The organism is Streptomyces aurantiogriseus, assembly GCF_014649375.1.
GTDB lineage: Bacteria > Actinomycetota > Actinomycetes > Streptomycetales > Streptomycetaceae > Streptomyces > Streptomyces aurantiogriseus.
The window spans coordinates 78404-102126 of the sequence record NZ_BMSX01000022.1 but is presented as its reverse complement, the minus strand read 5'-3'; the positions used below and the strand labels follow the sequence as shown (position 1 = coordinate 102126).

The window sequence follows — 23723 nt, the reverse complement described above, 5'->3', positions numbered from 1 at the left end:
CATGCCCGGCACGGAGATCCGGTACGAGCGCTACGTGGCCCTCGGCGACAGCCAGACCGAGGGGCTCGGGGACGGCGACGACACCATCGGCCTGCGCGGCTGGGCGGACCGCCTCGCCGAGCACCTCGCCCGCCACAACTCCGGCCTGCGGTACGCCAACCTGGCCGTACGCGGGAGGCTGGCCGGGCAGGTGCGCACCGAGCAACTGGCCCCGGCGCTCGCGCTCCGTCCCGACCTGGCCACCGTCGTCGCCGGGGTCAACGACCTGCTGCGCCCCCGCTTCGACGCGGACGAGGTCGCCGGCCACCTGGAGGCCGTGTTCGCCGCACTCACCGCGCAGGGCGCCCACGTCGCCACCCTGACCTTTCCCGACGTCGCCCGCCTCACCCCCCTCGCCCGGCCCCTCGCCCCCCGAGTCGTCGCCCTGAACGCCCGCATCCGAGAGGCGGCCGGCCGGCACGGCGTCGTCGTCGCCGAGACCAGCGAGCACCCCGTGGTCACCGACCCGCGCCTGTGGAGTCCCGACCGGCTGCACGCCTCACCGCTCGGCCACGCCCGCATCGCCGCCGCCGTCGCGCACGCCCTCGCCCTGCCCGGCAGCGACGACTCCTGGACCCACCCGCTGCCCGCCCCGGACCGCCCCACCGCCACCGTTCTCGGCGAACTCCGCTGGGCCGCCGCCTTCTTGGGCCCCTGGCTCGGCCGCCGCCTGCGCGGACGCTCCTCCGGCGACGGCCGGACGGCGAAACGGCCGACGCTGCTGCCCCTGTACGACGGGGGTGATCAGCCGAGCCCGCGCGCCCGCCGGAACCGGCCGAGCCCCACCGACAGGTCGACGACCGGCTCCGGATAGCCGACCGCCGCCCGGTCCCGGCCCCGCAGCTTCCACGGCTCGTGCACCACGGGGCCCTCGATCCCCGCCAGTTCGGGCACCCAGCGCCGCACGTACGCCCCGTCCGGGTCGTAACGCTTCGCCTGGGCGACCGGGTTGAGAACCCGGTTCGGCCGGGTGTCGGTGCCGGTCCCCGCCACCCACTGCCAGTTGAGCTGGTTGTTGGCCACGTCCCCGTCGACCAGCAGCTGCAGGAAGTGCCGGGCGCCGACCCGCCAGTCGATGTACAGCGTCTTGGCGAGGAAGCTCGCGGTCAGCAGCCGGCCCCGGTTGTGCATCCAGCCCTCGTGGCGCAGTTGCCGCATCGCCGCGTCCACGACCGGGTAGCCGGTACGGCCCTCCCGCCACGCCTCGACCTCCTCCCGTGCCGTGTCCTCCGTACGCCAACGGTCGTGCCGGGTGCGGTAGTCGGCGTAGGCCGCGTCCGGGCGGGCCGCCAGCACCTGGCGGTGGAAGTCGCGCCAGGCGAGCTGCCGTACGAACGCCTCGGCGCCCGGGCCGCCCGTCGCGCGCGCCCGGTGCACCAGTTCGACGGGGGAGAGCGTGCCGAAGTGCAGGTGCGGCGAGAGCCGGGACGTCGCGTCGCCGGCCAAGTCGTCGTGCCGGTCCGCATAGTCGGCGATCCCGCCGCGCAGCCAGGCGCTCAGCCGTCTGCGGCCCTCCGTCTCGCCGCCGGACGCCAGCCCCACCGACACGCCCCGGTGCGAGGGGAGTCCGGCCGAGCCGACGCCGTCCGGGACCCGCACGGTGCGGGGCGCACCGAGGGCGTCCCGCAGCCGCTGCCGCGACCAGTGGCGGAAGTACGGCGTGAAGACGGCGAAGTGGTCCGAGGCGGCCGGGGTCACCGTGCCGGGCGCTACGGCAGTGGTCACCGCCTCATGGACGTGCAGGCGCACACCCTGTGCCGCCAGGGTCCGCCGAAGCCGTTCCTCACGGCGTTGCGCGTACCCGCTCACGTCGGCCGACAGGTGCACCTCGCCGGCCGCCGTCTCGCAGGCCACCCGGCACACCTCCTCGACCACGTCACCCGAGCGCACGACGAGCCGCCCGCCCCGCTCGCGCAGCCCGGCGTCGAGGTCCCGCAGACAGTCCGCGAGGAATGCCAGCCGGTTGGGGACGGCGAACCCGGCGCCGTCCACCGCCCGGTCGCGTACGAACAGCGGGACCACCTCGCGGGCTGCGTCGAGCGCCGCCCGCAGCGGCGGATGGTCGTGCAGGCGCAGGTCGGACGTGAACAGGACGACCGAGACATTCATGACACCCACTCCCGGTGAGGTGATCGGACCGTGGCCGCTCCGGTCATGAGGCCTTGTTCCTTCGCGTCGGTGGTCACCGGTGAACGCTGCCATGCGGACGGGGGCGACGGCTGTGACGACCGGGGCTTGTGACCGCGAACGAGTGATCGGCGGCAACGACCGCGTTGGACCGGTCGGGTGCACGGGAACATGCTCGCGCCGATCCCGGGAAAACGCAGAGCGAAGGAGTTGTCCGTTTCGACCGGGAGGTGTCTGCCGCTATGGGCGCGAAGGTGTTGGAGCGTTTTCCTGCGGGAGCTCCGCGCGGATCGTGGCCGGCGGAGGAGTACGCGGCGCGGCGGCGGGCCGAGGGAGAGCCCGCGACCGTGGTCATGGATCTGAACTCCGACGCGTTCCTCGTCGTGGTGCCGACGGGTGACGAGGAGTGACACGCCGGGGCCGGCGGTCCCGCTCTCAGCGGCCGGCCCCGTCCAGCGCCCGCGCCGTCCGGCGCGCACCCTCCACACCGAGCAGTGCATTCCAGCTGTTCTGTCCGTACGCCGGAAGAATGCGGGCGCATTCCCGGCCGGTTCAAGGGTTTCCTGTCGCACCTTCGTGAAATTCAGTGGTCCGCGATACGAGACCGGTCGGGTTTTCCTTGACTGCCCCGACCGGCGGCTGCCACGATCGACGGCATGAAGATGCGACTGGACCTCACGCGGCGACGCCACGTCGACCTCGCACGCGTCTCCAGCGCCTCCTGTCGCGCCGCGGCCTGATCCCTTCCTCGATCCGCCGCACTCTCTCCCGCACCTCGACCGCCCCGTGCCCGGACGGTGGTGCGCTCTGTTTTCCCCTCACCGCCTGGATTATCCGCACCTTTACGCCCCTTGAATTCGGCGTGCCCGAAATTGTGCCGCACCAGGATTTCCATATGCCCGCAGCGCCCGTGAAATTCGCCTGCCGAGTCCCTTCCGGCGCAGTGCCTGACCACACCCACGTCCGCCTCAGGAAAAGAAGAGGACCCATGGCCACCGTCCTGTCCGTCTCCGGCAGCCCCTCCGCCGCCTCCCGCACCGGCCGGCTGCTGCGCCACCTCGACCAGCGGCTGATCGCCCAGGGCCACGAGGTGATCCCGCTCGACGTGCGCACCATCCCGGCCGAGGCCCTGCTCGGTGCGGACTTCCGCCACCCCGCGATCGTCGAGGCCACCGAGCTGTTCGCGCGCGCCGACGGCGTCGTCGTGGGCACCCCCGTCTACAAGGCGTCGTACTCCGGTGTCCTGAAGGCGCTCCTCGATCTGCTGCCGCAGTACGCGCTGACCGGGAAGACCGTGCTGCCGCTCGCCACCGGCGGTTCCGTCGCGCACGTCCTCGCCATCGACTACGCGCTGCGGCCGGTCCTCACCTCCATGGGGGCGGCCCACATCGTGCAGGGCTGGTTCACCCTCGACCAGGACATCACCTCCCACGAGGACGGCTCGATCACGGTCACCCCGGCCGCCACCGAGGCGCTCACCCAGGTCGTCGACCAGTTCTCCACGGCCCTGGGCCGTACGCCGTACCTGGCCGCGGCCGGCTGAGGTGACCGTGACCGCGTGCAGGTGATCGCCGACGACGCCGAGGCCCTCGCCGTCGCCGCTGCGAAGGTGCGCGCGGTGCGGCACCCGGCCTCCCCGCCACGGCCTGCTGCAGCCGAACACCCCGCCGACAGACGGACGTTCCTGATCGGAGACCCCACGTGTCCCTCGTCTTCCACTGGTTCCTGCCCACCAACGGCGACAGCCGCCATGTCGTCGGCGGCGGCCACGGCACCCCCGCCACGGCCTCCGGACGGGACCGGCCGCCGACGGTCGCCTACTTGAGCCAGATCGCCCGCGCCGCGGAGGACCTCGGCTTCGTGGGTGCGCTCACCCCGACCGGCGCCTGGTGCGAGGACGCGTGGCTGACCACCGCGATGGTCAGCCAGAACACCGAGCGGCTGAAGTTCCTCGTGGCCTTCCGGCCCGGCTTCGTCTCGCCGACGCTCGCCGCGCAGATGGCCTCCACCTTCCAGCGGCAGACCGGCGGACGGCTCCTGCTGAACGTCGTCACCGGCGGCGAGAGCCACGAGCAGCGGGCCTACGGGGACTTCCTCGACAAGGACGCCCGGTACCGCCGTACCGGTGAATTCCTGGAGATCGTACGGGGCTTGTGGGAGGGCAGGACCGTCGACCTCGCCGGCGAGCACCTCCGGGTCGAGGACGCGCAGCTGGCGCGGGTGCCGGATCCCGTGCCCGAGGTGTACTTCGGGGGCTCCTCGCCGGTCGCCGGCGAGGTCGCCGCCCGGTACGTCGACGTCTACCTCACCTGGGGCGAGCCGCCCGCCCAGGTCGCCGAGAAGATCGCCTGGATCAGGGGGCTCGCGGCGAAGGAGGGACGGACGCTGCGGTTCGGTATCCGGCTGCACGTCATCACTCGGGACACCTCCGCGGCGGCGTGGGCGGAGGCGAACCGGCTGCTGGACGGCTTCGACCCGGAGATCGTCAGGTCCGTGCAGGCCGGGTTGGCGCGCAGCGAGTCCGAGGGGCAGCAGCGGATGCTCGCCCTGCACGGGGGAAGCCGGGACGGGCTCGAGATCCATCCCAACCTCTGGGCCGGGATCGGGCTCGTGCGTGGGGGCGCGGGGACGGCGCTGGTGGGGAGCCATCAGGAGGTGGCCGAGCGGATCAAGGAGTATGCGGCGCTGGGGATCGAGGAGTTCGTGCTGTCCGGGTATCCGCATCTGGAGGAGGCGTACTGGTTCGGGGAGGGGGTGCTGCCGCGGCTGGCCGAAGAAGGGCTCTGGAAGCATCCGGCGGGGGATCGGGTGACGTCCGCGCAGGTGCCGTTCGCGAGCTGAGCGGGCGCGTTCGGGGTCTTGGGCGGCCTCGGATCGCCGGTGGCCGGTCGCGCCCCCGCGGCGGAGCCGCACCTCGACACGGCCCCGCGTCCCTAAAGCGCACTGCTCGCAAGGGCGTTGAGATGCGCTGTCCGTGACTCCGGCGTCTGGCCCTGGACCAGGAGGAAGAGGGCCTCTCTCGCCAGGCGTTGGGCCTTGCTCGTCAGCAGCATCGAGCGGCCGCCGCCCGCCACCACCGCCGCCGTGGTCGCCGCTTCAAGGACCTGGTACGCCTGTGTCCTGAGGGCCAGCCTCGTCTCCAGGTACGCGTGCGGCTCGGGGTGGTCGGCCAGGGCGTAGGCCTGGCGGCGGACGTCGGTCAGGCGGGCGCGCAGGGGTGCCGCCGTCTCCTCGTCCAGCAAGGTCAGCGCCGCCTCCGCGACACCGAACACCGCGGGGCCGGCGGCCACCGTCTTCGGGCGGTCCGTCGCCGCCCACCGCTCGTACGGTGTCCGCAGGGCCACCGCCTCCTCGGGGAGCCAGAGGCCGTCCAGGTCCAGGGAGACCGTCCGGGCCGCGGTGAGGGCCGCCAGGCGCAGCGGCTCCGACGCGCGCAGGCCCGGCTGCTCCCGGGCGTCCGTGAAGGCGAAGAGAGCCTCGTCCGTGTCGGTCACCCCGGCGAGGAGCATGACGTCGTTCAGGCCCCACCCCGTGTACCAGGGGACCGTCCCGTCGAAGCGCCAGCCGCCCCGCTCCCGGGTCACCCGGACGGGGACACGGGGGTACGCCCGCAGATGGGCGTAGGCCACCCCGGACAGCAGCTCACCCCGTGCCAGCGGGCCCAGCAGACGGTCGCGTACGGGGCTCTCGCTCTTCGCCAGTGTCAGCACCGGCGTGTGGTGCTGGGTCTGCACGAACCAGGTCGAGCAGCAGGCCCCGGCCAGGATTTCCGCCGTCTCGCGCACCACCGCGGCAGGGGCCGCCGACCCGCCGTACTTCTTCGGGGCGTTCAGCCCCAGCAGGCCCGAGCGCCTGATCTCGGTGAGGTGGCTCGCGGGGACCTCTCCCTGGTCGACCTGTGCGGCATGCGGGGCGAGCAGGTCGTCCGCCAGGCGGCGGGCGCGGGTGACGAGAGGGTGGTCCGATGCGGTCATGCGCATGATTCTTCCGGATCAGCGCCCCCGCGCCCGCCGCGCCGCCCACATCACACGCTCAGCGCCGCCCGCACCGACCGCTCCGCGTCCCGGCCGCCCGCCCCGGACGAGGTGACCCGGCCCGCCTCCAGGATGTGGTACCGCTGTGCCGCCCGCATCGCGAAGCCGACGTGCTGCTCCACCAGCAGGACCGAGAGCCCGCCGCGGGCGGCCAGGGCAAGGATCGTCTCCTCGATCTCGGCGACCACCGAGGGCTGGATTCCCTCGGTCGGCTCGTCCAGGAGCAGGATCCGAGGCTCCGTCACCAGGGCGCGGGCGATGGCGAGTTGCTGTCGCTGGCCGCCCGAGAGCAGGCCCGCGCGCCTCCCCGACAGTGCCCTGAGCGCGGGGAAGAGGTCCAGTGCCTCGGCGACCGCCTCCTTGCCCCGCTTGCGGCCGTCCGCGACGAGCTGGAGGTTCTCCGCGGTGGTGAGGTGCGGGAACGCCTGCTGGCCCTGCGGGACGTACGCCATTCCGCGCGCCACGCGCTCGTGCGGCCTGCGGCGGGTGATGTCCTCGCCGTCGAGACGGACGGTGCCGCTCGTCGGGGTGAGCAGGCCGACGGCCGCGCGCAGGAGCGTGCTCTTGCCGGCGCCGTTGTGTCCGAGCACCGCGGCGACCCCGTCCTCCGGGACCTCGACGGAGACGCCGTGCAGGACGGTACTGCGGTGGTAGCCGACCCGGACGTCCTCGATCTGGAGCATCACGCCTCCCGCACGGCCACGTCCGTGGCGTCCTCGGCGGCCGTGTGCCCGAGGTACACCTCCTGCACCTTCGGATCGGCCTGTACGTCGGCCACCGTGCCCTCGCTGAGCACCTTGCCGGCGTGCAGCACACTGACGCTGCGCGCGAAGGAGCGCATGAAGTCCATGTCGTGCTCGATGACGACGACCGTCCGCTCCTCGCTGATGCGCTGGAGCAGCACACCGGTGGCCTGCCGCTCGTCGTGGCTCATGCCGGCCACCGGCTCGTCGAGCAGCAGGAGCCGCACGTCCTGGACGAGCAGCATGCCGATCTCCAGCCACTGCTTCTGGCCGTGGGCCAGTGTCCCGGCGGGGGAGTCGGCCAGTGCCGTCAGTCCGATCGTCTCCAGCGCCTGCGCCACGGGCTCCGGGACTCCCTTGCGGCGGCGCAGCATGGTCCACATGCCGCGGCCCGCGCCGGCCGCGATGTCCAGATTCTGAAGTACCGTCAACTCCTCGAAGACCGTGGCCGTCTGGAAGGTGCGTCCGATCCCGGACCGGGCGATCCGGTGAACACTGCGCCCCAGCAGCTCCTCGCCGCCGAACCGTACCGACCCCTGTGCCTTCACCAGCCCGGTGACGGCGTCGACGAGCGTCGTCTTGCCGGCGCCGTTCGGCCCGATGAGGAACCGCAGATCACCCGGCTCCACGTCCAGGTCGACTCCGTCCACGGCCGTGAACCCGTCGAAGGACACCCGCAGTCGACGTATCTCAAGCCCTGCGAACTCGCTCATGCCGCTTCTCCCACGGGAACGACGGGTGCGGTCTGCTCCGTCCGCGCGGACCGGCGCCGGCGGACGACCTTCGTCAGCGAGGCGAGTCCACCCGGCAGGAACGCCAGCGCCACGACGAACAGCAGACCCTGGAAGTACGTCCAGGCCGCCGGGAACTCCTCCGACAACGCGGTCTTCGCCCAGGCCACGGCGATCGCTCCGAGGACGGCCCCGACCAGGCTGGCCCGCCCGCCGACGGCCGCGCCGATCACGAACTCGATCGACGGGACGATGCCGATCAGCGCGGGCGAGATGATGCCGACGGCCGGCACGAACAGCGCGCCCGCGAGGCCCGCCATCCCCGCGGCGACGACATACGCGACGAGCTTGACGTTCGCCGGGTCGTACCCCAGGAAACGCACCCGCTCCTCCGAGTCCCGTACGGCGACCAGGAGTTCGCCGTACCGGCTGTGGATCAGCTGGCGGGCGAGGAGCATCAGCAGCAGCAGGGCCGCGGCGATGACGAAGTACACCATCCGCTGGTTGACCGGGTCGTTGAGGTCGTAGCCGAAGAAGCCCTGGATGTCGGTGAGCCCGTTGGTGCCGCCGGTGGTGGCCTGCTGGCCGACCAGCCAGATCGCGAACGCCGAGGCGAGGGCCTGGCTGAGGATCGCGAAGTACGCGCCCTTGACCCGGCGGCGGAAGATGAACAGGCCGAGCAGGGCCGCGACCGTCATCGGCAGCAGGATGGTCGCCGCGAGGGCGAGGACCGGGCTCTCGAAGGGCTTCCACCACCAGGGGAGTTCGGTGGCGGTGCCGTACAGCTGCATGAAGTCGGGGAGGTTGCCGGGGCCGGCGTCGGCGATCTTCAGGTGCATCGCCATGGCGTAGCCACCGAGGCCGAAGAACACGCCCTGCCCCAGCGTCAGCAACCCGCCGCGGCCCCAGGCGAGGCAGATGCCGACCGCCACCATGGCCATGCACAGGTACTTGGCGAGCAGCCCCAGCCGGAAGTCGGACAGGGCGACCGGGGCGACGGCGAAGAGCAGCACGGCGGCGCCCGCGAAACCGGTCCACGCGCGCGTGGACCGTCCCTTGAGAACGTTCATACGAGACTCCTCGTGCGCAGCGTGTACAGCCCCTGGGGCCGCCACTGGAGGAACGCGACGATGGCGACCAGGACCAGCACCTTCGCGACGCTGACAGTGGTGGAGTACTCCAGCACCGACTGCAGCACGCCCAGCACGAAGGCCACGATCACACTGCCCTTGAGCTGGCCGATCCCGCCGACCACGATCACCAGGAAGGCGTCGATGATGACGTTGGTCCCCATCGTCGGGCCGATCGGTCCGACCAGGGTGAGGGCCACCCCGGCCACGCCGGCGAGCCCGGAGCCGATGAAGAAGGCGGTGCGGTCCACCCGGGACGTGGAGATGCCGGAGACCTCCGCCAGGTCCCGGTTCTGCACGACGGCCCGGATGCGGCGGCCCAGCGGCGTCAGCCGCAGCGTCAGCGACAGCGCGACCACGGCCGCGATCGCGAGCCCCAGGATGAACAGCCGGCTGGTGGCGACGGTGAGCGGATCGTCGCCGCCGATCAGGGTGAGGTTCCCGGTCAGGGCGTCCGGTGCGCGCGTCTGCACATTCGGGGCGCCGAAAATGTCCCGGGCGAGTTGCTGGAGCATCAACGAGACGCCCCAGGTGACGAGAAGCGTGTCGAGTGGACGGAGATACAGCCTGCGTATCAGCAGCCATTCCAGAAGGGCACCGAGGGCGCCCGAGACGAGAAAAGCGACAGGAAGAGCGACGAGCAGCGAAATTCCCGCACTCGAAATGGACTTCTGCAGGACGTACGTCGTGTACGCGCCCGCCATGATGAACTCGCCGTGCGCCATGTTGATGACGTTCATCTGGCCGAAGGTGAGCGAGAGGCCGAGCGCGATGAGCAGCAGGACGGCACCGATCGAGATGCCGGTGAAGGTCTGACCGAGGATCACGGTCATACGGCGGCTCCGTAGGGAGGCATGCTGCGGGGGCCTGTGCGCACAGGCCCCCGTGCGTGGGCGGTCAGGACAGGCCGGAGGCCCAGGAGTAGCCCTTGAGGAACGGGTCCGGCTTGACGGGCTTGCCGGAGTTCCACACCTCGGTGATGAGACCGTCGGTGCCGATCCTGCCGATGCGCGCGGTCTTGTAGATGTGCTGCGAGGCGCCGTCGACGGTGACCTTGCCCTCGGGGGCGTCGAAGGTGATGCCGTCGGAGGCGGCCCTCACCTTCTCCGGGTCGAAGGACTTGGCCTTCTCGACCATCGCCGCCCACAGGTAGACCGAGGTGTACGCGGCCTCCATCGGGTCACTGGTCGGCTTGTCCTCGCCGTACTTGGCCTTGTACGCCGCCACGAACTTCTCGTTCGCCTCGCCCGGGGTGGTCTGGTAGTAGTTCCAGGCCGTCAGCTGGCCCGCGAGGTACTGCGGTCCGATCGACTTGACCTCCTCCTCGGCGATCGACACCGAGACGACCGGCATGCTGCTCGCGGTCAGGCCCGCCGACTTGTACTCCTTGAAGAAGGCCACGTTGGAGTCGCCGTTGAGGGTGTTGAAGACGGCGTCCGCCTTCGACGCCTTCACCTTGTTGGCGATCGTGGAGAACTCCGTGGAGCCGAGCGGCGCGTAGTCCTCGCCGAGGATCGTCATCCCGTTGGCCTCGGCGTACGCCTTGATCTCCTTGTTGGCGGTACGCGGGAAGACGTAGTCGCTGCCGACCAGGTACAGCTTCTTCTTGCCCTGGCTCTTGAGGTAGTCGAGCGCCGGGACGATCTGCTGGTTGGTGGTCGCGCCCGTGTAGAAGATGTACGGGGACTCCTCCAGACCCTCATACTGCACCGGGTAGAACAGCAGCGACTTGTTCTTCTCGAAGACCGGCTTGACGGCCTTTCGGCTGGCCGAGGTCCAGCAGCCGAAGGTGGCCGCGACCTGGTCCTCCTTGATGAGCTTGGTCGCCTTCTCGGCGAACGTCGGCCAGTCGGAGGCACCGTCCTCGCTGATCGGCTTGATCTTCTTGCCGAGCACCCCGCCGGAGGCGTTGATCTCGTCGATGGCCAGCAGCAGCGAGTTGCGTACGGTCACCTCGCTGATCGCCATGGTGCCGGAGAGCGAGTTGAGCAGACCGACCTTGACCGTGTCGCCGCTGACGTCGATCTTCGCGGCCTTGTCGGACGACGAGCCGGCCGCGTCGGTCTTGGCGCCGCACGCGGACAGGGCGACGACGGCCGCGAGCGCGGCACCGCCGGCCAGGAAGCGACGGCGGAGAATGGGTGAACCGCTGGACAAGACAACCCCCTCGGGTCTGGAGGAGACAACCTCCTGAAGTGCGGTCCACAGCTTCAAGTGACCCTGTTTCCGAGGCGTTTCGCGGGACTTTCCCCGAGGCAACAAAAAAGGCCCCTGCGTGACGCGCAGGGGCATTCGGAACGGGGCAATCATCTGTATTCGCAATTCGCCCGCGGCATTCTAGTTACTTTCTGCGGGAAGTGTCTTGACGGCGTCGAGGGCTGTCAAGGGCGGGAACCGTGAAGATCCAGTTCCGTGAGTACGTCGAAGTCCGGCCCGTCGGCGCGGGCGAGGTGGATCCGCCGGCGGACGTGGCTGCCCCGCAGGTGCAGCAGGCCGCGCGAGCCTTCGTAGGACACGGTGTCGGCCGCCGCCCCGATCGCCGTGACGTCCGGCGTGCCCGCCTTCCTCGGTGAGCGTTGAGGAGTGCGGCCGGCAACAGGACGCCCCCGTAACAGGATTCACCGAGACTGCCCGGCGCCCGTGCGTCGATGCAGAAGCGGTCCGCGTACCGCCCGGGGAACTCGAGTCCGTCTCCTACGATGTACACACCTCGTGACCTAGGAGCGGATGCCTGGTGCCCACCCCCTCTCCGCGCAGCCCACACCACCTGATGCAGCTCCTCACACGGGCCGAGCGGCTGGCCGCGCGCCGGCTCCAGGCCGCCCTCGAGGAGGAGGGCTGCTCGCTCGACGCCTGGCGGGTGCTCGCCCTGCTCTCCGACGGCTCGGGCCACCACATGACGGCGATCGCCGAGGCCGCCTTCCTGCCACCGCCCACCCTGACCAAGCTGATCGACCACCTCGTCGACCAGAACCTCGTCCACCGCCGCGTCGACCCCCTCGACCGGCGCCGCATCCTCGTCCACCTCACCCCGCGCGGCCAGGACCACTGGCGGCGCGTCGACCGCGCCGTACACACCGCCTGGCCCGCGCACGGCGACGGTGACGAGGAGCTGCTGCGGGCCCTGCTGGGCCGGCTCGCCGAGACGCTGGGAGAGTCGTCGCGGGTGTGAGGCCGAGCTCGGGCGGGCGCGAGGCCGATCCGGCTGTGGGCAGGGCGTGTTGACTGGTCTACACCCTTGACTGGTACAGACCAAAGCGGTTGAGTGTGCCTCCACACCCCCCACCACGGCCGCCCTCCACGCCGTGGCCGGTTCCGTCCGGCACGTGCGCACAAGGCTCTGCTTCACCCTGCCCTTGTCGGGGAGCGGCCGTGCTCCGCGAAGGAGTTGATCCCGTGTCGAGGCGCCGCATCTCCGCCGTCGTGACCGCCCTCGTGCTCGCCGGCACGGTGCCGGTCCTGCTGCCGGCCACGAACGCGTCCGCCGCCGTGTGCTCGAGCTATCCCAACTGGGTGGCCGGCAAGGCGTACCGCACCGGTGACATCGTCCGCTACACGGATGGCAAGGCGTACATCGCCGAGCACGACAACCCTGGTTACGACCCGACCATCAGCACCTGGTACTGGGAGCCGTACGCCTGCGACAGCGGCCCCGGGACGCCCGTCGGCAGCTTCGTGGTCACCGAAGCCCAGTTCAACCAGATGTTCCCGAACCGGAACGGCTTCTACACCTACCGCGGCCTCACCGCCGCGCTCAGCGCCTACCCCGGCTTCACCACCACCGGCGGTGACACGACCAGGAAGCAGGAGGCGGCCGCCTTCCTCGCCAACGTCAGCCACGAGACCGGCGGACTGGTGCACGTCGTCGAGCAGAACACCGCCAACTACCCGCACTACTGCGACTGGAGCCGGCCCTACGGCTGCCCGGCCGGCCAGGCGGCCTACTACGGACGCGGCCCCATCCAGCTCAGCTGGAACTTCAACTACAAGGCCGCGGGCGACGCGCTCGGCATCGACCTGCTCAACAATCCGTGGCTGGTGCAGAACGACGCCGCCGTGGCCTGGAAGACCGCCCTGTGGTACTGGAACACCCAGTCCGGTCCCGGCACCATGACCCCGCACAACGCCATGGTGAACGGCGCGGGCTTCGGCCAGACGATCCGCTCCATCAACGGCTCCCTGGAGTGCGACGGCAAGAACCCCGCGCAGGTGCAGAGCCGGGTCACCAAGTACCAGCAGTTCACGCAGATCCTCGGCGTGACGCCGGGAGGGAATCTCTACTGCTGACGTCGCATCGGTGTGCGACACTCCGCCGATGACCTCCGGAACGATCACCGCGGACGCCGCTGGCACCTGGACCGTCGGCGACCTGCCCGTCCACCGCATCGGCTTCGGCGCGATGCGGCTGACGGGCAGCGCCGCCTTCCACCTCGGGACACCGACCGACCGCGATCGCTCGATCGCCGTCCTGCGCAAGGCGATCGACCTCGGCGTGAACCACATCGACACGGCCGCCTTCTACTTCTCCTCCCTCCGCTCCGCCAACGAGCTCATCAACAGCGCGCTGTCCCCCTACCCGGACGACCTCATCAGGCTCGCCTGGATCCTGTCCCAGGGCCCCCACGTCCTGGCCATCCCCGGCACGGGCAACCCCGACCACCTCATCGAGAACGTGGCCGCGGGCGGCCTGCGGCTCACGGACGAGGAGATGCAGCGCCTCGACGGACTGCGAAGGAAGGCGGGTTGAAGCGGCGGGTCGGCTCGCCCCTGATCCGCGATGACCGGCCGCCGACTTCAGAGTTCCGGTACGTCACTCAGGACTTGCCCCGGCCGCGGGCTTCGGCCCCGGAGATGGCCTCGGCTTCGGTCTCGGCCAACGCGACGGCGAAGCCGAGTGCCTCGGCTATGTGACTCGCGGCCGCCATGACGCGTGCCGTGCCCACCACGGGAGCGACCGCGACGAGGACGTCCTGCACCTGCTCGGTGGTCAGGTTGGCCCTGACGGCGGGATCGACATGGGCGAGGTAGGAAATCGCGGGTGCGTCCATGGCCACGAGCGCGGCGATACGGGTGAGGATGAGCGTGCGCTCATCCAGTCCGCAGCGCTCGAGCGAGTCGACTGTCATGGCGGCGAGCGTGTCGAGAACGGGAGCGTCTGACGTTGTGGGCATGTCCGAACCGCCTTGCCGTGCGCGCGGAGCCGACACGCTTCACCCGCTGAACACGGGCGTATCTCACGTGTCGGCGGCTTGCCCTTCAACCGTAGGAGCGTCGCCGGGCTCGCGCATGTCGGGATGAGGTGGTGAACCGGGGAGCCTTCGAGGTGTCTCCAACCCCTTTGAACCGGCTATGAGTTGATGCCAGGCTGGTTGACGACCCACACCCCGTCCCGCATGACGTGCCGCCCCGGCATCTCGTGCACCTCCCGCCATGCCTGCACCACGCGCGGCCGCACCCTGAAGTACGCGTAGGACGCGGCGTCCTCGCGTGGATCCCACCCCGTTCGCGCGAGGAACGCGTCGGCCGCTTCCGGCGGGACCTCCCGCGCCGTGAAGGTCTCCGCCTCACCGTCGATGAGGACGACGTCCCGCGTGGCCCCGAACGCCAGCCGTGCCCGCCGCCCGTCCCGGAGATTGCGGCCCGTCGGATTGGTCAGCCGGGTCGACAGCCACAGGTCCGCGCCGTCCCAGACGAACCACAGGGCGACGAGACACGGCACCCCGTCCGCGTCCGCCGTGGCGACCCAGACGTCGAGCTCCTCCTCCAGCCGGTTCAGAACGTCCCGCTTGCGCTGCTCAGGGCCGCGAGGCGGCTCGGTGATCTTCATGGCCGCGACGCTAGCCGCAGGCACGCCCTCCCCGCGTCGGGCCGCGGTCCCACCCACGGCTCGGGCTGGAGCCCTAGGTCTTCGGCAGCGACTGGCGTCCCAGTAGTTTTACGTATAACCTCTCCCGTCAATCAGCCCTCCCGAAAGGCCCCGATGACCCGCATCGCCCTGGTCACCCTCGTCGTCGACGACTACGACGAGGCTATCCGCTTCTACACCGATGCCCTCGGCTTCCGCCTCGTCGAGGACGCGCCGCGCCCCGACGGCTCCCGCTGGGTCGTCGTACGGCCGGGAGAGCATCAGGACGGCACCGGCCTGCTCCTCGCCCGCGCCAAGGGCGATGTTCAGCGCGACCGGATCGGCGACCAGACCGGCGGCCGCGTCGGCTTCTTCCTGCACACCGACGACTTCGCCCGCGACCACGCCCGGATGGTCGCCGCCGGCGTGACGTTCCTGGAGGAGCCCCGCCACGAGCCCTACGGCTCCGTCGCCGTCTTCCAGGACCTGTACGGAAACCGCTGGGACCTGCTCCAGCCCGCCCAGCGGTAGTCCCGGCCCAGCTGCCCGAGAAAGCCCAGAGAAAGTCAGAGAAAGACCGCCCATGACCGCGCCCCGCCCCGACACCGACACCCTCCGCCGGCTCCCCAAGGCCGTCCTGCACGACCACCTCGACGGCGGCCTGCGCCCCGCCACCGTCGTCGAGCTCGCGGACGCGGTCGGCCACACCCTGCCCACCACCGACCCCGACGAGTTGGCCGCCTGGTACTTCGAGGCCGCCAACTCCGGTGACCTGGTCCGCTACATAGCCACCTTCGAGCACACCCTCGCCGTCATGCAGACTCGCGAGGGCCTGCTGCGCACCGCCGAGGAGTACGTGCTCGACCTGGCCGCGGACGGCGTGGTCTACGGCGAGGTCCGCTACGCCCCCGAGCTGATGCTGAACGGCGGGCTGACCCTGGCCGAGGTCGTCGAGACCGTGCAGGAGGGGCTCGCGGCCGGTATGGCGAAGGCAGCCGCGGCCGGCACCCCCGTCCGGGTCGGCACCCTGCTCTGTGGCATGCGCATGTTCGACCGCACCCGGGCCACCGCCGACCTGGCGGTCGCCTTCCGGGACGCGGGCGTCGTCGGCTTCGACATCGCCGGCGCCGAGGACGGCTTCCCGCCCGCCGACCACCTGGACGCCTTCGAGCACCTGCGGCGCGAGAACGTGCCGTTCACCATCCACGCCGGCGAGGCCCACGGCCTGCCCAGCATCCACCAGGCGCTCCAGGTGTGCGGCGCCCAGCGCATCGGCCACGGCGTCCGCATCACCGACGACATCGTCGACGGCAAGCTCGGCCGCCTCGCCGGCTGGGTCCGCGACCGCCGGATCGCCCTGGAGATGTGCCCGACGTCCAACCTCCAGACCGGCGCCGCCACCTCCATCGCCGAGCACCCGATCACCGCGCTGAAGGACCTCGGCTTCCGGGTCACCCTCAACACCGACAACCGTCTGGTCTCGGGGACGACGATGACCCGCGAGATGTCCCTGCTGGTCGAGGAGGCGGGCTGGACCGTCGAGGACCTGCGCACCGTCACGGTGAACGCCCTGAAGAGCGCGTTCGTCCCGTTCGACGAGCGCAAGGCCCTCATCGAGGACGTCGTCCTGCCGGGTTACGCGGCCGCGCTCTGAAGCAGCCCGCGCACATAGGCGGCCTGTCCGACGTGCTGGAGATCGTCGGACAGGACGCTGACCAGCCGTACGCCCAGGCTGACCGGCGGATCCCAGCGCTCGTCCACGATCCGCTCCAGGTCCGCCGCGGTCAGCCCGCGCAGCGCCTGCAGGGTCTGTGCGTGGACGGCGTCGTAGTAGCCGGTCAGCAGCTCGGCCTCGGAGACCTGCACCTTGGCGACCTTCGCCGCGCTGTGCCCGTACCCGGTGTCGTGGCGCGGCAGGTCCAGGCCGAACCGTTTCTCCCAGTCCTGGGACAGCCACACCTGGTCGAGCTCGAAGGCGTCGGCGATGTGGTCGTCCTGGACACGGGTGAGATGCCAGACCAGCCAGGCGACCGAGTTGGTCTCGGCGGTGGGGCGGGCGTTGAGGTCGTCGGGGTCCAGGCCCTCGACGGCGGCGTGGACTTCTTCCTGGATGCGGTGGTAACCGTCGATGAGGATGTCCTTCGCGTGCATACGTCCACCATCGCGCACCCGCCGCCCCGCCGCCGCTTCTTGGGCAGACCCTTACCCGCCCTCCGCATCGAGCAGCGCCATCAGTGCCCGCGCCGCCGGGCTGGTCGCCTCCGGGGGCGGCAGCAGGGCCACCGTCTCGTACACCACCTCGCCCGTGCCCTTCAGGGGCAGCGCGGTGAGCGCCTCCCGCTTGTGCCGGAAGTGGCGCGGTACGACGGCGATGCCGAGGTTCTCGTCCACCAGGTCGAGCAGGCTGTGCACGTCGTTGACCTCCAGCGCGACCGTACGGCGGGCGCCCGCGACGGCGAAGGCCGCGTCGGTGGCGCGACGCGGGCCCCAGTCCGGGTGGAAGTCGACGAACACCTCGTCCGAGACGTCGGCCGGCGTGAGCGCGGCCGCCGCGTCGGCGAGGCGGTGGTCGGGGTGGCACAGCACGTACATCGGCTCACAGGCCAGCGGCGCGGAGCGCAACTGGTCGCTGTCCGCCTGGGTGCGGTAGGCGAAGGCCAGGTCGAGACGCCCGGCCGCCACCTCCTCGGCCAGCGCGCCCGAGCCGGACTGCCTGAGCCGGATCTCCACGTCCGGATGCCGCCGCCGGAAGGCAGCCAGCAGCCCCGCCACATGCACGCCCGCGATGCACTGCTCGGTGCCCACCGCGAGTGTGCCCCGCACCACACCCTGCACTGCGGCCACCGCCTCGTGCGCGGCCCGCACCTGCGCCAGGATCCGCTCCGCCTCCGCCAGCAGTGCCCGGCCCGCCTCCGTCAGCGTCACCCGGCGGGTCGTCCGTACGAACAGGGGCGCCCGCAACTCCCGCTCCAGGGCTCGGATCGACGCCGACAGGCCCGACTGGGAGACCATCAGGCGCTCGGCGGCCCGGGTGAAGTGCTGGTCCTCGGCGACCGCGACGAAGTGCTGGAGGTGGCGCAGTTCCATGATTGAGAAGCCTATCCGCTGAATTCCATCGGATTCTTCTGTTGGACCACTACCCGCAGGTCGCGGAAGAGTGGGTAGCGGTTCCCATGAACCGATCTTCCGAGCCAACCCCTCATGGAGTCGCGTTGTACACCGCACACCCCGACCGCTACGCGGACATGCCCTACCGGCGCACCGGACGCAGCGGCCTGAAGCTCCCCGCGCTGTCGCTCGGACTGTGGCACAACTTCGGCCCGGACCGCCCGGTCGAGACCCAGCGGTCCATCCTGCGCCGCGCCTTCGACCTCGGCGTCACCCACTTCGACCTGGCGAACAACTACGGCCCGCCGCCCGGCGCCGCCGAATCCGCGCTGGGCGAGTTCCTGAAGGCGGACTTCGCGCCGTACCGCGACGAGCTGGTCATCTCCACCAAGGCCGGCTATCTGATGTGGCCCGGCCCGTACGGCGAGTGGGGTTCGCGCAAGTACCTGCTGTCCTCCCTCGACCAGAGCCTGAAGCGGATGGGGCTCGAGTACGTCGACATCTTCTACTCGCACCGCCCCGACCCGGAGACTCCGCTGGAGGAGACGATGGGTGCCCTGCACTCCGCGGTCCAGCAGGGCAAGGCGCTGTACGTCGGCGTCTCCAACTACTCGGCCGAGCAGACCCGCGAGGCCGCCCGCATCCTCGCCGAGCTGGGCACCCCGCTCCTCATCCACCAGCCGCGCTACTCGATGCTCGACCGTCGCCCCGAGAGCGAGGGCCTGCTCGACGCCCTGGACGAGCTCCAGGTCGGCTCCATCGTCTTCTCCCCGCTGGAGCAGGGCCTGCTCACCGCCCGCTACCTCGACGGCATCCCGGAGGACTCGCGGGCCGCGAGCGACAGCCCCTTCCTGAACTCCGAGGCGGTCACCGAGGAACTGGTCGCCAAGCTGCGCGCCCTCGACGAGATCGCCGAGTCCCGGGGCCAGTCGCTGGCCCAGCTCGCCCTGGCCTGGGTGCTGCGCGGCGGCCGCGTCACCTCCGCCCTGGTCGGCGCGAGCAGCGCCCGCCAGATCGAGGACAGCGTCGGCGCCCTGGACCGCCTGGACTTCGACGCGGACGAGCTGGCCCGCATCGACGCGGTGATCAAGGGCTGAGCCGTTTCCTCAGGCGCACGCCCCCACAGCCGCGAGCCATGAACGAACTCCGGACGGGTGCCTGCGCGGGACGGCGGTGAATTCCGCGTCCACTTTTCCGCCGGTGCTCATGGTGTCCTCCACCCGCAGCGATCTTTTCCGCCTTTCCGGGGATGGACCGCCGCGGGCGGTGGAATTCATGGCTCCCTTTCCGGCCGGAGGGCATCCGCTCCGGTCAGGGCGCGGACCCCGGTCCGCGCCGGTCCCGTACGGAATCCCGCGCCCGCCGTATTTCGGCCAAGAGTGGCGATGAATATGCCAGGAGACTGGCCGGAAAGTCATGGTGACAGTGTTTCAGTAGTGAACATACTCGAACGTCAGGGGGCAGTTCACCCCACAGGAGCCGCACGGAAAGCGAGGCCGCACACCGGCGAGCGAGCGACGGGGGAGAAGGTCGTGCACGACGAATTCCTGTGCCATGTCACCGCGTACGGCGTCTGCGACGGCCGGCGCATCGGCGTACCGCTGGGCACCTACCGTGCGCCGACGCTGGCCCTCGCCCTGTGGTGGCTGCGGGACCGGGCCTCCTGGATCGCCGGGCGGCTCGACCCGCAGCCCGACGACGCGCACTTCCCGCCGAACGCCCTCGTGCCGGTCGCCGAGACCGTCCCGGACGTGCCCGGGGTGCTGCGGGCCTGGTGTGCCGACGTGGAACAGCAGGAACTGGTCGCCGACGAACTGGCCGGGGGACGGCTGGTGCGGATCGCCGCCAGCGACGAGACCACCGAGTACGAACTGCTCGCCGAGTCCGTCGACGCCCTGCGTATGCAGCGGACCATCCCGGCCCTCGTGCTTCCCGTCGGCTGACACGTGACAGAGGGCCCCCAACGGATCTCCGGTGGGGCGCACAGGGGTACGAATCGATAGAATTCCGGCATGGCGGAGCGGCCTGTCGCCTCGACTGCGCCCGAACTCGTGCTGGAGACCGAGACGGGTTCCACGGTGATGATCCCGGACCACGCCTACCGCGTCGGCAGGGACCCGCTCAGCGACATCGTCCTCGAGGACGCCCGCGTCTCCTGGCACCACGCGGTCCTGCGGCCCGACGGAGGCCACTGGACCCTCGAGGACGAGCACAGCACCAACGGCACCTACGCCGACGGCCGCCGCATCCACGCCTCGGACGTCGGCCCCGGCACCGTGATCCGCTTCGGCAGCCCCACCGACGGCCCCCGCGCCGTCCTGACCGACCGCCCCCCGCCCTCGCCCGAGCGGCCCTCCGCGGTGTCGCACCCCGAAGCGACGGGAGCCTTCCGGCAGCCCACCTGCGTCCGCCCACTGCCCGCCCGCACCGTGCGCATCGGCCGCGCCGCCGACAACGACCTGGTCATCGACGACCTGGTCGTCTCCCGTTGGCACGCCGAACTGCGCGCCCTGCCCGACGGCACCTACGAGATCGCCGACCTCGACAGTCACAACGGCACCTACCTCAACGGCCTGCCCGTCACCACCGCCCCGATCGGCCAGGGCGACATCGTCGGCATCGGCCACTCGGCGTTCTGCCTGGTCGGCCACGAACTCCAGGAGTACGTCGACACCGGCGAGATCTCCCTCGACGTCCAGGGCCTCACGGTCTCCGTCGACCACGGCCGCAAGGTCCTCCTCGACCATGTGTCGTTCCCGGTCGGGGAGAAGTGCCTGCTCGCGGTCGTCGGACCCAGCGGCGCCGGAAAGTCCACCCTGCTCAACGCCCTCACCGGACAGCGCCCCGCCGACCACGGCACCGTCGTCTACGACGGCCGCGACCTGTACCGCGACTACGCCGAACTGCGCCAGCGCATCGGCCTGGTCCCGCAGGACGACATCCTGCACGCCCAGCTCACCGTGCGCAGCGCCCTCGGCTACGCCGCCGAACTGCGCTTCCCGCAGGACACCGCCAAGGCCGAGCGCCGGGAGCGCGTCGAGGAGGTCATCCGCGAACTGGGCCTTGAGGAGCGCGCCGACCAGCACGTGCACAGCCTCTCCGGCGGCCAGCGCAAGCGGGTCAGCGTGGCCCTGGAACTGCTGACCAAGCCGTCGCTGCTCTTCCTCGACGAGCCGACCTCGGGCCTCGACCCCGGTATGGACCGCTCGGTGATGCACATGCTGCGCGGCCTCGCCGACGACGGCCGCACCGTCATCGTCGTCACCCACAGCGTCCTCAGCCTCGACGTCTGCGACCGCCTCCTCGTCCTCGCACCCGGCGGCAAGGTCGCCTACTACGGGCAGCCCGACGACGCCCTCGCCTTCTTCGGCTTCGAGCACTGGCCCGAGGCCTTCGAGGCGTTCGACCGGGACCGCGACCGGGACTGGGCCGGGGAGTACGCCGAGTCGCCGTTCCACCGGCACTACGTCGTCAGCTCCAGCGCCCAGCCCGACCTCGCCCGCGACGGCCCGGTCATCATGCTGCCGCCGCCCCAGCCCCGCAGCCGCGCCGCCCAGCTCGGCACGCTGATCCGCCGCTACACGGCCGCGCTCAGCGCCGACCGCACCTTCCTGGCCGTCATGATCGCCCTGCCGTTCGTGATGGGGGCCATGGCCCGCGCCCTCGCCGGCAGCCAGCTCACCCGCGACACCGCGATGAACGCCCTGCTGATCCTGTGCGTCGGCGGCGTCCTCACCGGCGCGGCCAACGCCGTGCGCGAACTGGTCAAGGAACGCGTGATCTACCAGCGCGAGCGGGCCGTCGGCCTGTCCAGATCGGCGTACCTGATGTCGAAGGTCGTCGTGCTGGGCACGGTGACCGTCGTGCAGGCGGCCGTGCTGACGCTCGTCGCCCTGCTCGGCGTCGACCTCGACGCGCCCGGTGGGAAGGGCGTGCTGATGCCGCCGCTGCTCGAAATCACCCTCGCCGTCGCCCTGCTGGCCTTCACGGCGATGATGCTCGGCCTGCTGGTCTCCGCGCTCGTGCGCAAGGAGGAGGTGACGATGCCGCTGCTGGTGCTGCTCGCCATCGTCCAGGTCGTCTTCTGCGGCGCGCTGTTGCCGCTGGACGGCGTGCCCGGGCTGGAGCAGCTGGCGTGGCTCGTGCCCTCCCGCTGGGCGTTCGGCGCGATGGCCGGCACCGTCGACCTGGCCCGGATCGTGCCTGGCGGTCTGACCGGAGACCCCCTGTTCGAGCACTCGGCGAGCGTGTGGCTGCTCGACGTGGGGATGCTCGTGGTGCTCTCGGTCGTCTTCGGGTACGTCGTCTCCCGGCTGCTGCGCCGACACGAACCCGCCGTGATGCGGAAGTAGGCGCGATGACGACCTCCGGCTTCCGGCCCACGCACGTCGTCCCCCAGCAGGGCATGCCCGCCTGGGAGGCCCCCGACCCCGCCCGGCCCACCGTCCCCCTCGACCCGCTGCTGCCCGTCCGGCTCGTCGAGCGGCGCGGGGACTGGGGGCATGTGTTGTGCTCCAACGGCTGGTCGGCCTGGGTGGACGGCCGGTACCTGGTCGCCGTACCCCAGGACCCGCCCCTCGCCGACGGTGCCCTCACGACCGTCACCGACCCGCGCCCCCTCCTCGGCCGCGCCGAACAGGCCCTCGCCCGCTACCGGGCCGCCGTCGAGGAACTCGCCGGCGGCGCCCTCGACGGCGAGACCTTCCGCAACCGCACCCAGGGCCTGCGGATCGGCGTGGTCGTCGACGGCGAGTCCATGTGGATCTACGACCCCGCCCAGGGGCGCTGGCTGTACGGCGACGGCACCCGCCTGAGCACCTACGCGGCCGACGACCCGCCCACCACGACGCAGAACACCGGCGCCCGCTCCCGGGCCGTCACCCCCGACGGTGAACCCTGATGGACCGCGAGACGAGCCTCTTCTCCGGCGGACCCTCCGAACTCGTCGGCCGGCAGGTCGCGGGCTACCGCCTCGAGGCCGAGATCGGGCGCGGCGGCATGGCCGTCGTCTACCGCGCCCGTGACCTGCGCCTCGACCGCACCGTCGCCCTCAAGCTGCTCGCGCCGGAACTCGCCCGCAACGACACCTTCCGCAACCGCTTCACCCACGAGTCCCGGGTGGCCGCCGCGATCGACCACCCGCACATCGTGCCGGTCTTCGAGGCAGGCGAGACCGACGGCCTGCTGTACATCGCCATGCGCTACGTCGCCGGCCGCGACCTGCGCCACCTCCTCGACAGCCGGGGCCGGTTGCCGCTGCCGACCGCCGTCCGGATCGCCACACAGGTCGCCTCGGCGCTCGACGCCGCCCACGAGCACGGCCTGGTCCACCGGGACGTCAAACCCGGCAACATCCTCGTCGCCCGCGGCACCGACAGCGACCACCCCGAGCACGTCTACCTCACCGACTTCGGCCTGACGAAGAAGTCGCTGTCCCTCACCGGCTTCACCACCGTCGGTCAGTTCGTCGGCACCCTCGACTACGTCGCCCCCGAGCAGATCTCCGGCCGCCCGGTCGACGGCCGCTGCGATGTCTACGGCCTCGCCTGCGTCGTCTACGAGACGCTCGCGGGCCGCCCGCCCTTCCGCCGCGACGACGACATGGCCCTGCTGTGGGCCCACCAGTACGACGAGCCGCCCCCGCTCACCGAGGCGCGCCCCGACCTGCCCCCGCGCGTCGACGAGGTCTTCGCCCGGGCCCTGGCCAAGACGCCCGACGCCCGCCACGGCACCTGCCTCGCGTTCGTCGGCGACCTGCGGGCGGCGGGGGCGGGCGGCCCGCAGGCGGGGCACCCGCCGACGGAGGTGAACCTTCAGGTGGCGGGCGGAGGACGGCCCAAGCCGCCGCCGAGGTGGGCGGTGCCGGTGTTCGGGCCGGGTGACCAGGGCTGAGAGATCACGGCCCGCGCTTCAGGGCGGCCACCGCAGGAGGCCGGGAACGCGGCAGAGGCCGGGAGCGCCGCGGA

At 71.3% G+C, this 23723-nt stretch carries 26 protein-coding genes and 1 pseudogene; 15 read left to right on the top strand and 12 right to left on the bottom strand.

Annotation, left to right across the window (positions count from 1 at the left end):
• The first annotated feature begins 1 nt into the window (after position 1).
• On the top strand, positions 2-853 hold the full coding sequence (locus tag IE263_RS36650) for an SGNH/GDSL hydrolase family protein (protein ID WP_189942384.1): 852 nt from the start codon (positions 2-4) through the stop codon (positions 851-853).
• On the opposite strand, the gene IE263_RS36645 is transcribed toward IE263_RS36650, so the two are convergent.
• Complete coding sequence (locus tag IE263_RS36645) at positions 784-2148, bottom strand: cryptochrome/photolyase family protein (protein WP_189942383.1); 1365 nt, start codon at positions 2146-2148, stop codon at positions 784-786. The two genes, IE263_RS36650 and IE263_RS36645, sit on opposite strands and share 70 nt — an antisense overlap.
• 260 nt (positions 2149-2408) lie before the next feature.
• Here IE263_RS36645 and IE263_RS36640 point away from each other — a divergent pair, with 260 nt between their 5' ends.
• The 4 genes from IE263_RS36640 to IE263_RS36630 all read left to right on the top strand — a co-directional run bounded on the left by IE263_RS36640 (position 2409) and on the right by IE263_RS36630 (position 5007).
• On the top strand, positions 2409-2576 hold the full coding sequence (locus IE263_RS36640) for a DUF8839 family protein (RefSeq protein WP_189942382.1): 168 nt from the start codon (positions 2409-2411) through the stop codon (positions 2574-2576).
• 246 nt (positions 2577-2822) lie between these two features.
• Complete coding sequence (locus IE263_RS50165) at positions 2823-2906, top strand: putative leader peptide (RefSeq protein WP_350284076.1); 84 nt, start codon at positions 2823-2825, stop codon at positions 2904-2906.
• Between the two features lie 248 nt (positions 2907-3154).
• A complete protein-coding gene (ssuE, locus tag IE263_RS36635; protein WP_189942381.1) occupies positions 3155-3709 on the top strand; it encodes an NADPH-dependent FMN reductase in 555 nt (184 codons plus the stop codon).
• 158 nt (positions 3710-3867) lie between these two features.
• Entirely contained in the window at positions 3868-5007 is a 1140-nt protein-coding gene (locus tag IE263_RS36630) for an LLM class flavin-dependent oxidoreductase (protein WP_189942380.1), read from the top strand.
• 92 nt (positions 5008-5099) lie between these two features.
• On the opposite strand, the gene IE263_RS36625 is transcribed toward IE263_RS36630, so the two are convergent.
• The 7 genes and pseudogenes from IE263_RS36625 to IE263_RS36595 form a co-directional block, all read right to left on the bottom strand.
• A complete protein-coding gene (locus IE263_RS36625; RefSeq protein ID WP_189942379.1) occupies positions 5100-6140 on the bottom strand; it encodes an acyl-CoA dehydrogenase family protein in 1041 nt (346 codons plus the stop codon).
• Positions 6141-6190: 50 nt separating this feature from the next.
• Complete coding sequence (urtE, locus tag IE263_RS36620; protein ID WP_189942378.1) at positions 6191-6883, bottom strand: urea ABC transporter ATP-binding subunit UrtE; 693 nt, start codon at positions 6881-6883, stop codon at positions 6191-6193.
• Complete coding sequence (gene urtD / locus IE263_RS36615; protein ID WP_189942377.1) at positions 6883-7656, bottom strand: urea ABC transporter ATP-binding protein UrtD; 774 nt, start codon at positions 7654-7656, stop codon at positions 6883-6885. Before urtD ends, urtE begins: the two co-directional genes overlap by 1 nt.
• The gene (gene urtC, locus IE263_RS36610) at positions 7653-8744 is read right to left on the bottom strand and encodes an urea ABC transporter permease subunit UrtC (protein ID WP_189942376.1); all 1092 of its coding nucleotides are present in this window, start codon (positions 8742-8744) and stop codon (positions 7653-7655) included. Before urtC ends, urtD begins: the two co-directional genes overlap by 4 nt.
• Positions 8741-9637 (bottom strand): urea ABC transporter permease subunit UrtB, encoded by an 897-nt coding sequence (gene urtB, locus IE263_RS36605; protein WP_189942375.1) that lies wholly within the window; start codon positions 9635-9637, stop codon positions 8741-8743. The genes urtC and urtB overlap by 4 nt, the downstream gene beginning before the upstream one ends.
• 64 nt (positions 9638-9701) lie before the next feature.
• Entirely contained in the window at positions 9702-10961 is a 1260-nt protein-coding gene (gene urtA / locus IE263_RS36600) for an urea ABC transporter substrate-binding protein (protein ID WP_373312202.1), read from the bottom strand.
• A gap of 224 nt (positions 10962-11185) precedes the next feature.
• A pseudogene (locus IE263_RS36595) lies at positions 11186-11490 on the bottom strand (hypothetical protein); the annotation flags it as partial.
• Between the two features lie 48 nt (positions 11491-11538).
• Between IE263_RS36595 and IE263_RS36590 the strand changes: the two are divergent.
• The 3 genes from IE263_RS36590 to IE263_RS36580 all read left to right on the top strand — a co-directional run bounded on the left by IE263_RS36590 (position 11539) and on the right by IE263_RS36580 (position 13551).
• On the top strand, positions 11539-11976 hold the full coding sequence (locus tag IE263_RS36590; RefSeq protein ID WP_229911358.1) for a MarR family winged helix-turn-helix transcriptional regulator: 438 nt from the start codon (positions 11539-11541) through the stop codon (positions 11974-11976).
• Positions 11977-12200: 224 nt separating this feature from the next.
• Positions 12201-13091, top strand: a complete 891-nt coding sequence (locus IE263_RS36585; RefSeq protein ID WP_189942374.1) for a glycoside hydrolase family 19 protein — start codon at positions 12201-12203, stop codon at positions 13089-13091.
• Positions 13092-13119: 28 nt separating this feature from the next.
• Positions 13120-13551, top strand: coding sequence for an aldo/keto reductase (locus IE263_RS36580; RefSeq protein WP_189942373.1), 432 nt, complete (start codon positions 13120-13122; stop codon positions 13549-13551).
• Positions 13552-13618: 67 nt separating this feature from the next.
• Here the strand turns inward: IE263_RS36580 and IE263_RS36575 are convergent, their stop codons facing one another.
• Both IE263_RS36575 and IE263_RS36570 read right to left on the bottom strand, forming a co-directional pair.
• The gene (locus IE263_RS36575; RefSeq protein WP_189942372.1) at positions 13619-13975 is read right to left on the bottom strand and encodes a carboxymuconolactone decarboxylase family protein; all 357 of its coding nucleotides are present in this window, start codon (positions 13973-13975) and stop codon (positions 13619-13621) included.
• 176 nt (positions 13976-14151) lie between these two features.
• Positions 14152-14631: a pyridoxamine 5'-phosphate oxidase family protein gene (locus tag IE263_RS36570; RefSeq protein ID WP_189942371.1), complete on the bottom strand. Its 480-nt coding sequence runs from the start codon at positions 14629-14631 to the stop codon at positions 14152-14154.
• A gap of 153 nt (positions 14632-14784) precedes the next feature.
• On the opposite strand from IE263_RS36570, the gene IE263_RS36565 reads away from it, so the two are divergent.
• Together IE263_RS36565 and IE263_RS36560 are read left to right on the top strand one after the other, a co-directional pair.
• Complete coding sequence (locus tag IE263_RS36565) at positions 14785-15180, top strand: VOC family protein (protein ID WP_189942370.1); 396 nt, start codon at positions 14785-14787, stop codon at positions 15178-15180.
• A 52-nt stretch (positions 15181-15232) separates the two neighbouring features.
• Complete coding sequence (locus tag IE263_RS36560) at positions 15233-16303, top strand: adenosine deaminase (RefSeq protein ID WP_189942369.1); 1071 nt, start codon at positions 15233-15235, stop codon at positions 16301-16303.
• Here the strand turns inward: IE263_RS36560 and IE263_RS36555 are convergent.
• Together IE263_RS36555 and IE263_RS36550 are read right to left on the bottom strand one after the other, a co-directional pair.
• Positions 16285-16800, bottom strand: a complete 516-nt coding sequence (locus IE263_RS36555) for a mycothiol transferase (protein ID WP_189942368.1) — start codon at positions 16798-16800, stop codon at positions 16285-16287. The genes IE263_RS36560 and IE263_RS36555 overlap by 19 nt on opposite strands.
• 51 nt (positions 16801-16851) lie before the next feature.
• On the bottom strand, positions 16852-17736 hold the full coding sequence (locus IE263_RS36550) for a LysR family transcriptional regulator (protein WP_189942367.1): 885 nt from the start codon (positions 17734-17736) through the stop codon (positions 16852-16854).
• Between the two features lie 125 nt (positions 17737-17861).
• Between IE263_RS36550 and mgrA the strand changes: the two genes are divergently transcribed.
• From mgrA to IE263_RS36525, 5 genes are all read left to right on the top strand, one after another.
• Positions 17862-18854 (top strand): L-glyceraldehyde 3-phosphate reductase, encoded by a 993-nt coding sequence (gene mgrA, locus IE263_RS36545; RefSeq protein ID WP_308430792.1) that lies wholly within the window; start codon positions 17862-17864, stop codon positions 18852-18854.
• A gap of 435 nt (positions 18855-19289) precedes the next feature.
• Positions 19290-19700, top strand: coding sequence for a hypothetical protein (locus IE263_RS36540; RefSeq protein ID WP_189942365.1), 411 nt, complete (start codon positions 19290-19292; stop codon positions 19698-19700).
• 69 nt (positions 19701-19769) lie between these two features.
• The gene (locus IE263_RS36535) at positions 19770-22109 is read left to right on the top strand and encodes an ABC transporter ATP-binding protein/permease (protein ID WP_189942364.1); all 2340 of its coding nucleotides are present in this window, start codon (positions 19770-19772) and stop codon (positions 22107-22109) included.
• 5 nt (positions 22110-22114) lie between these two features.
• On the top strand, positions 22115-22657 hold the full coding sequence (locus IE263_RS36530; protein WP_189942363.1) for an SH3 domain-containing protein: 543 nt from the start codon (positions 22115-22117) through the stop codon (positions 22655-22657).
• Positions 22657-23649, top strand: a complete 993-nt coding sequence (locus tag IE263_RS36525) for a serine/threonine-protein kinase (protein WP_189942362.1) — start codon at positions 22657-22659, stop codon at positions 23647-23649. Before IE263_RS36530 ends, IE263_RS36525 begins: the two co-directional genes overlap by 1 nt.
• Positions 23650-23723 lie beyond the last annotated feature (74 nt).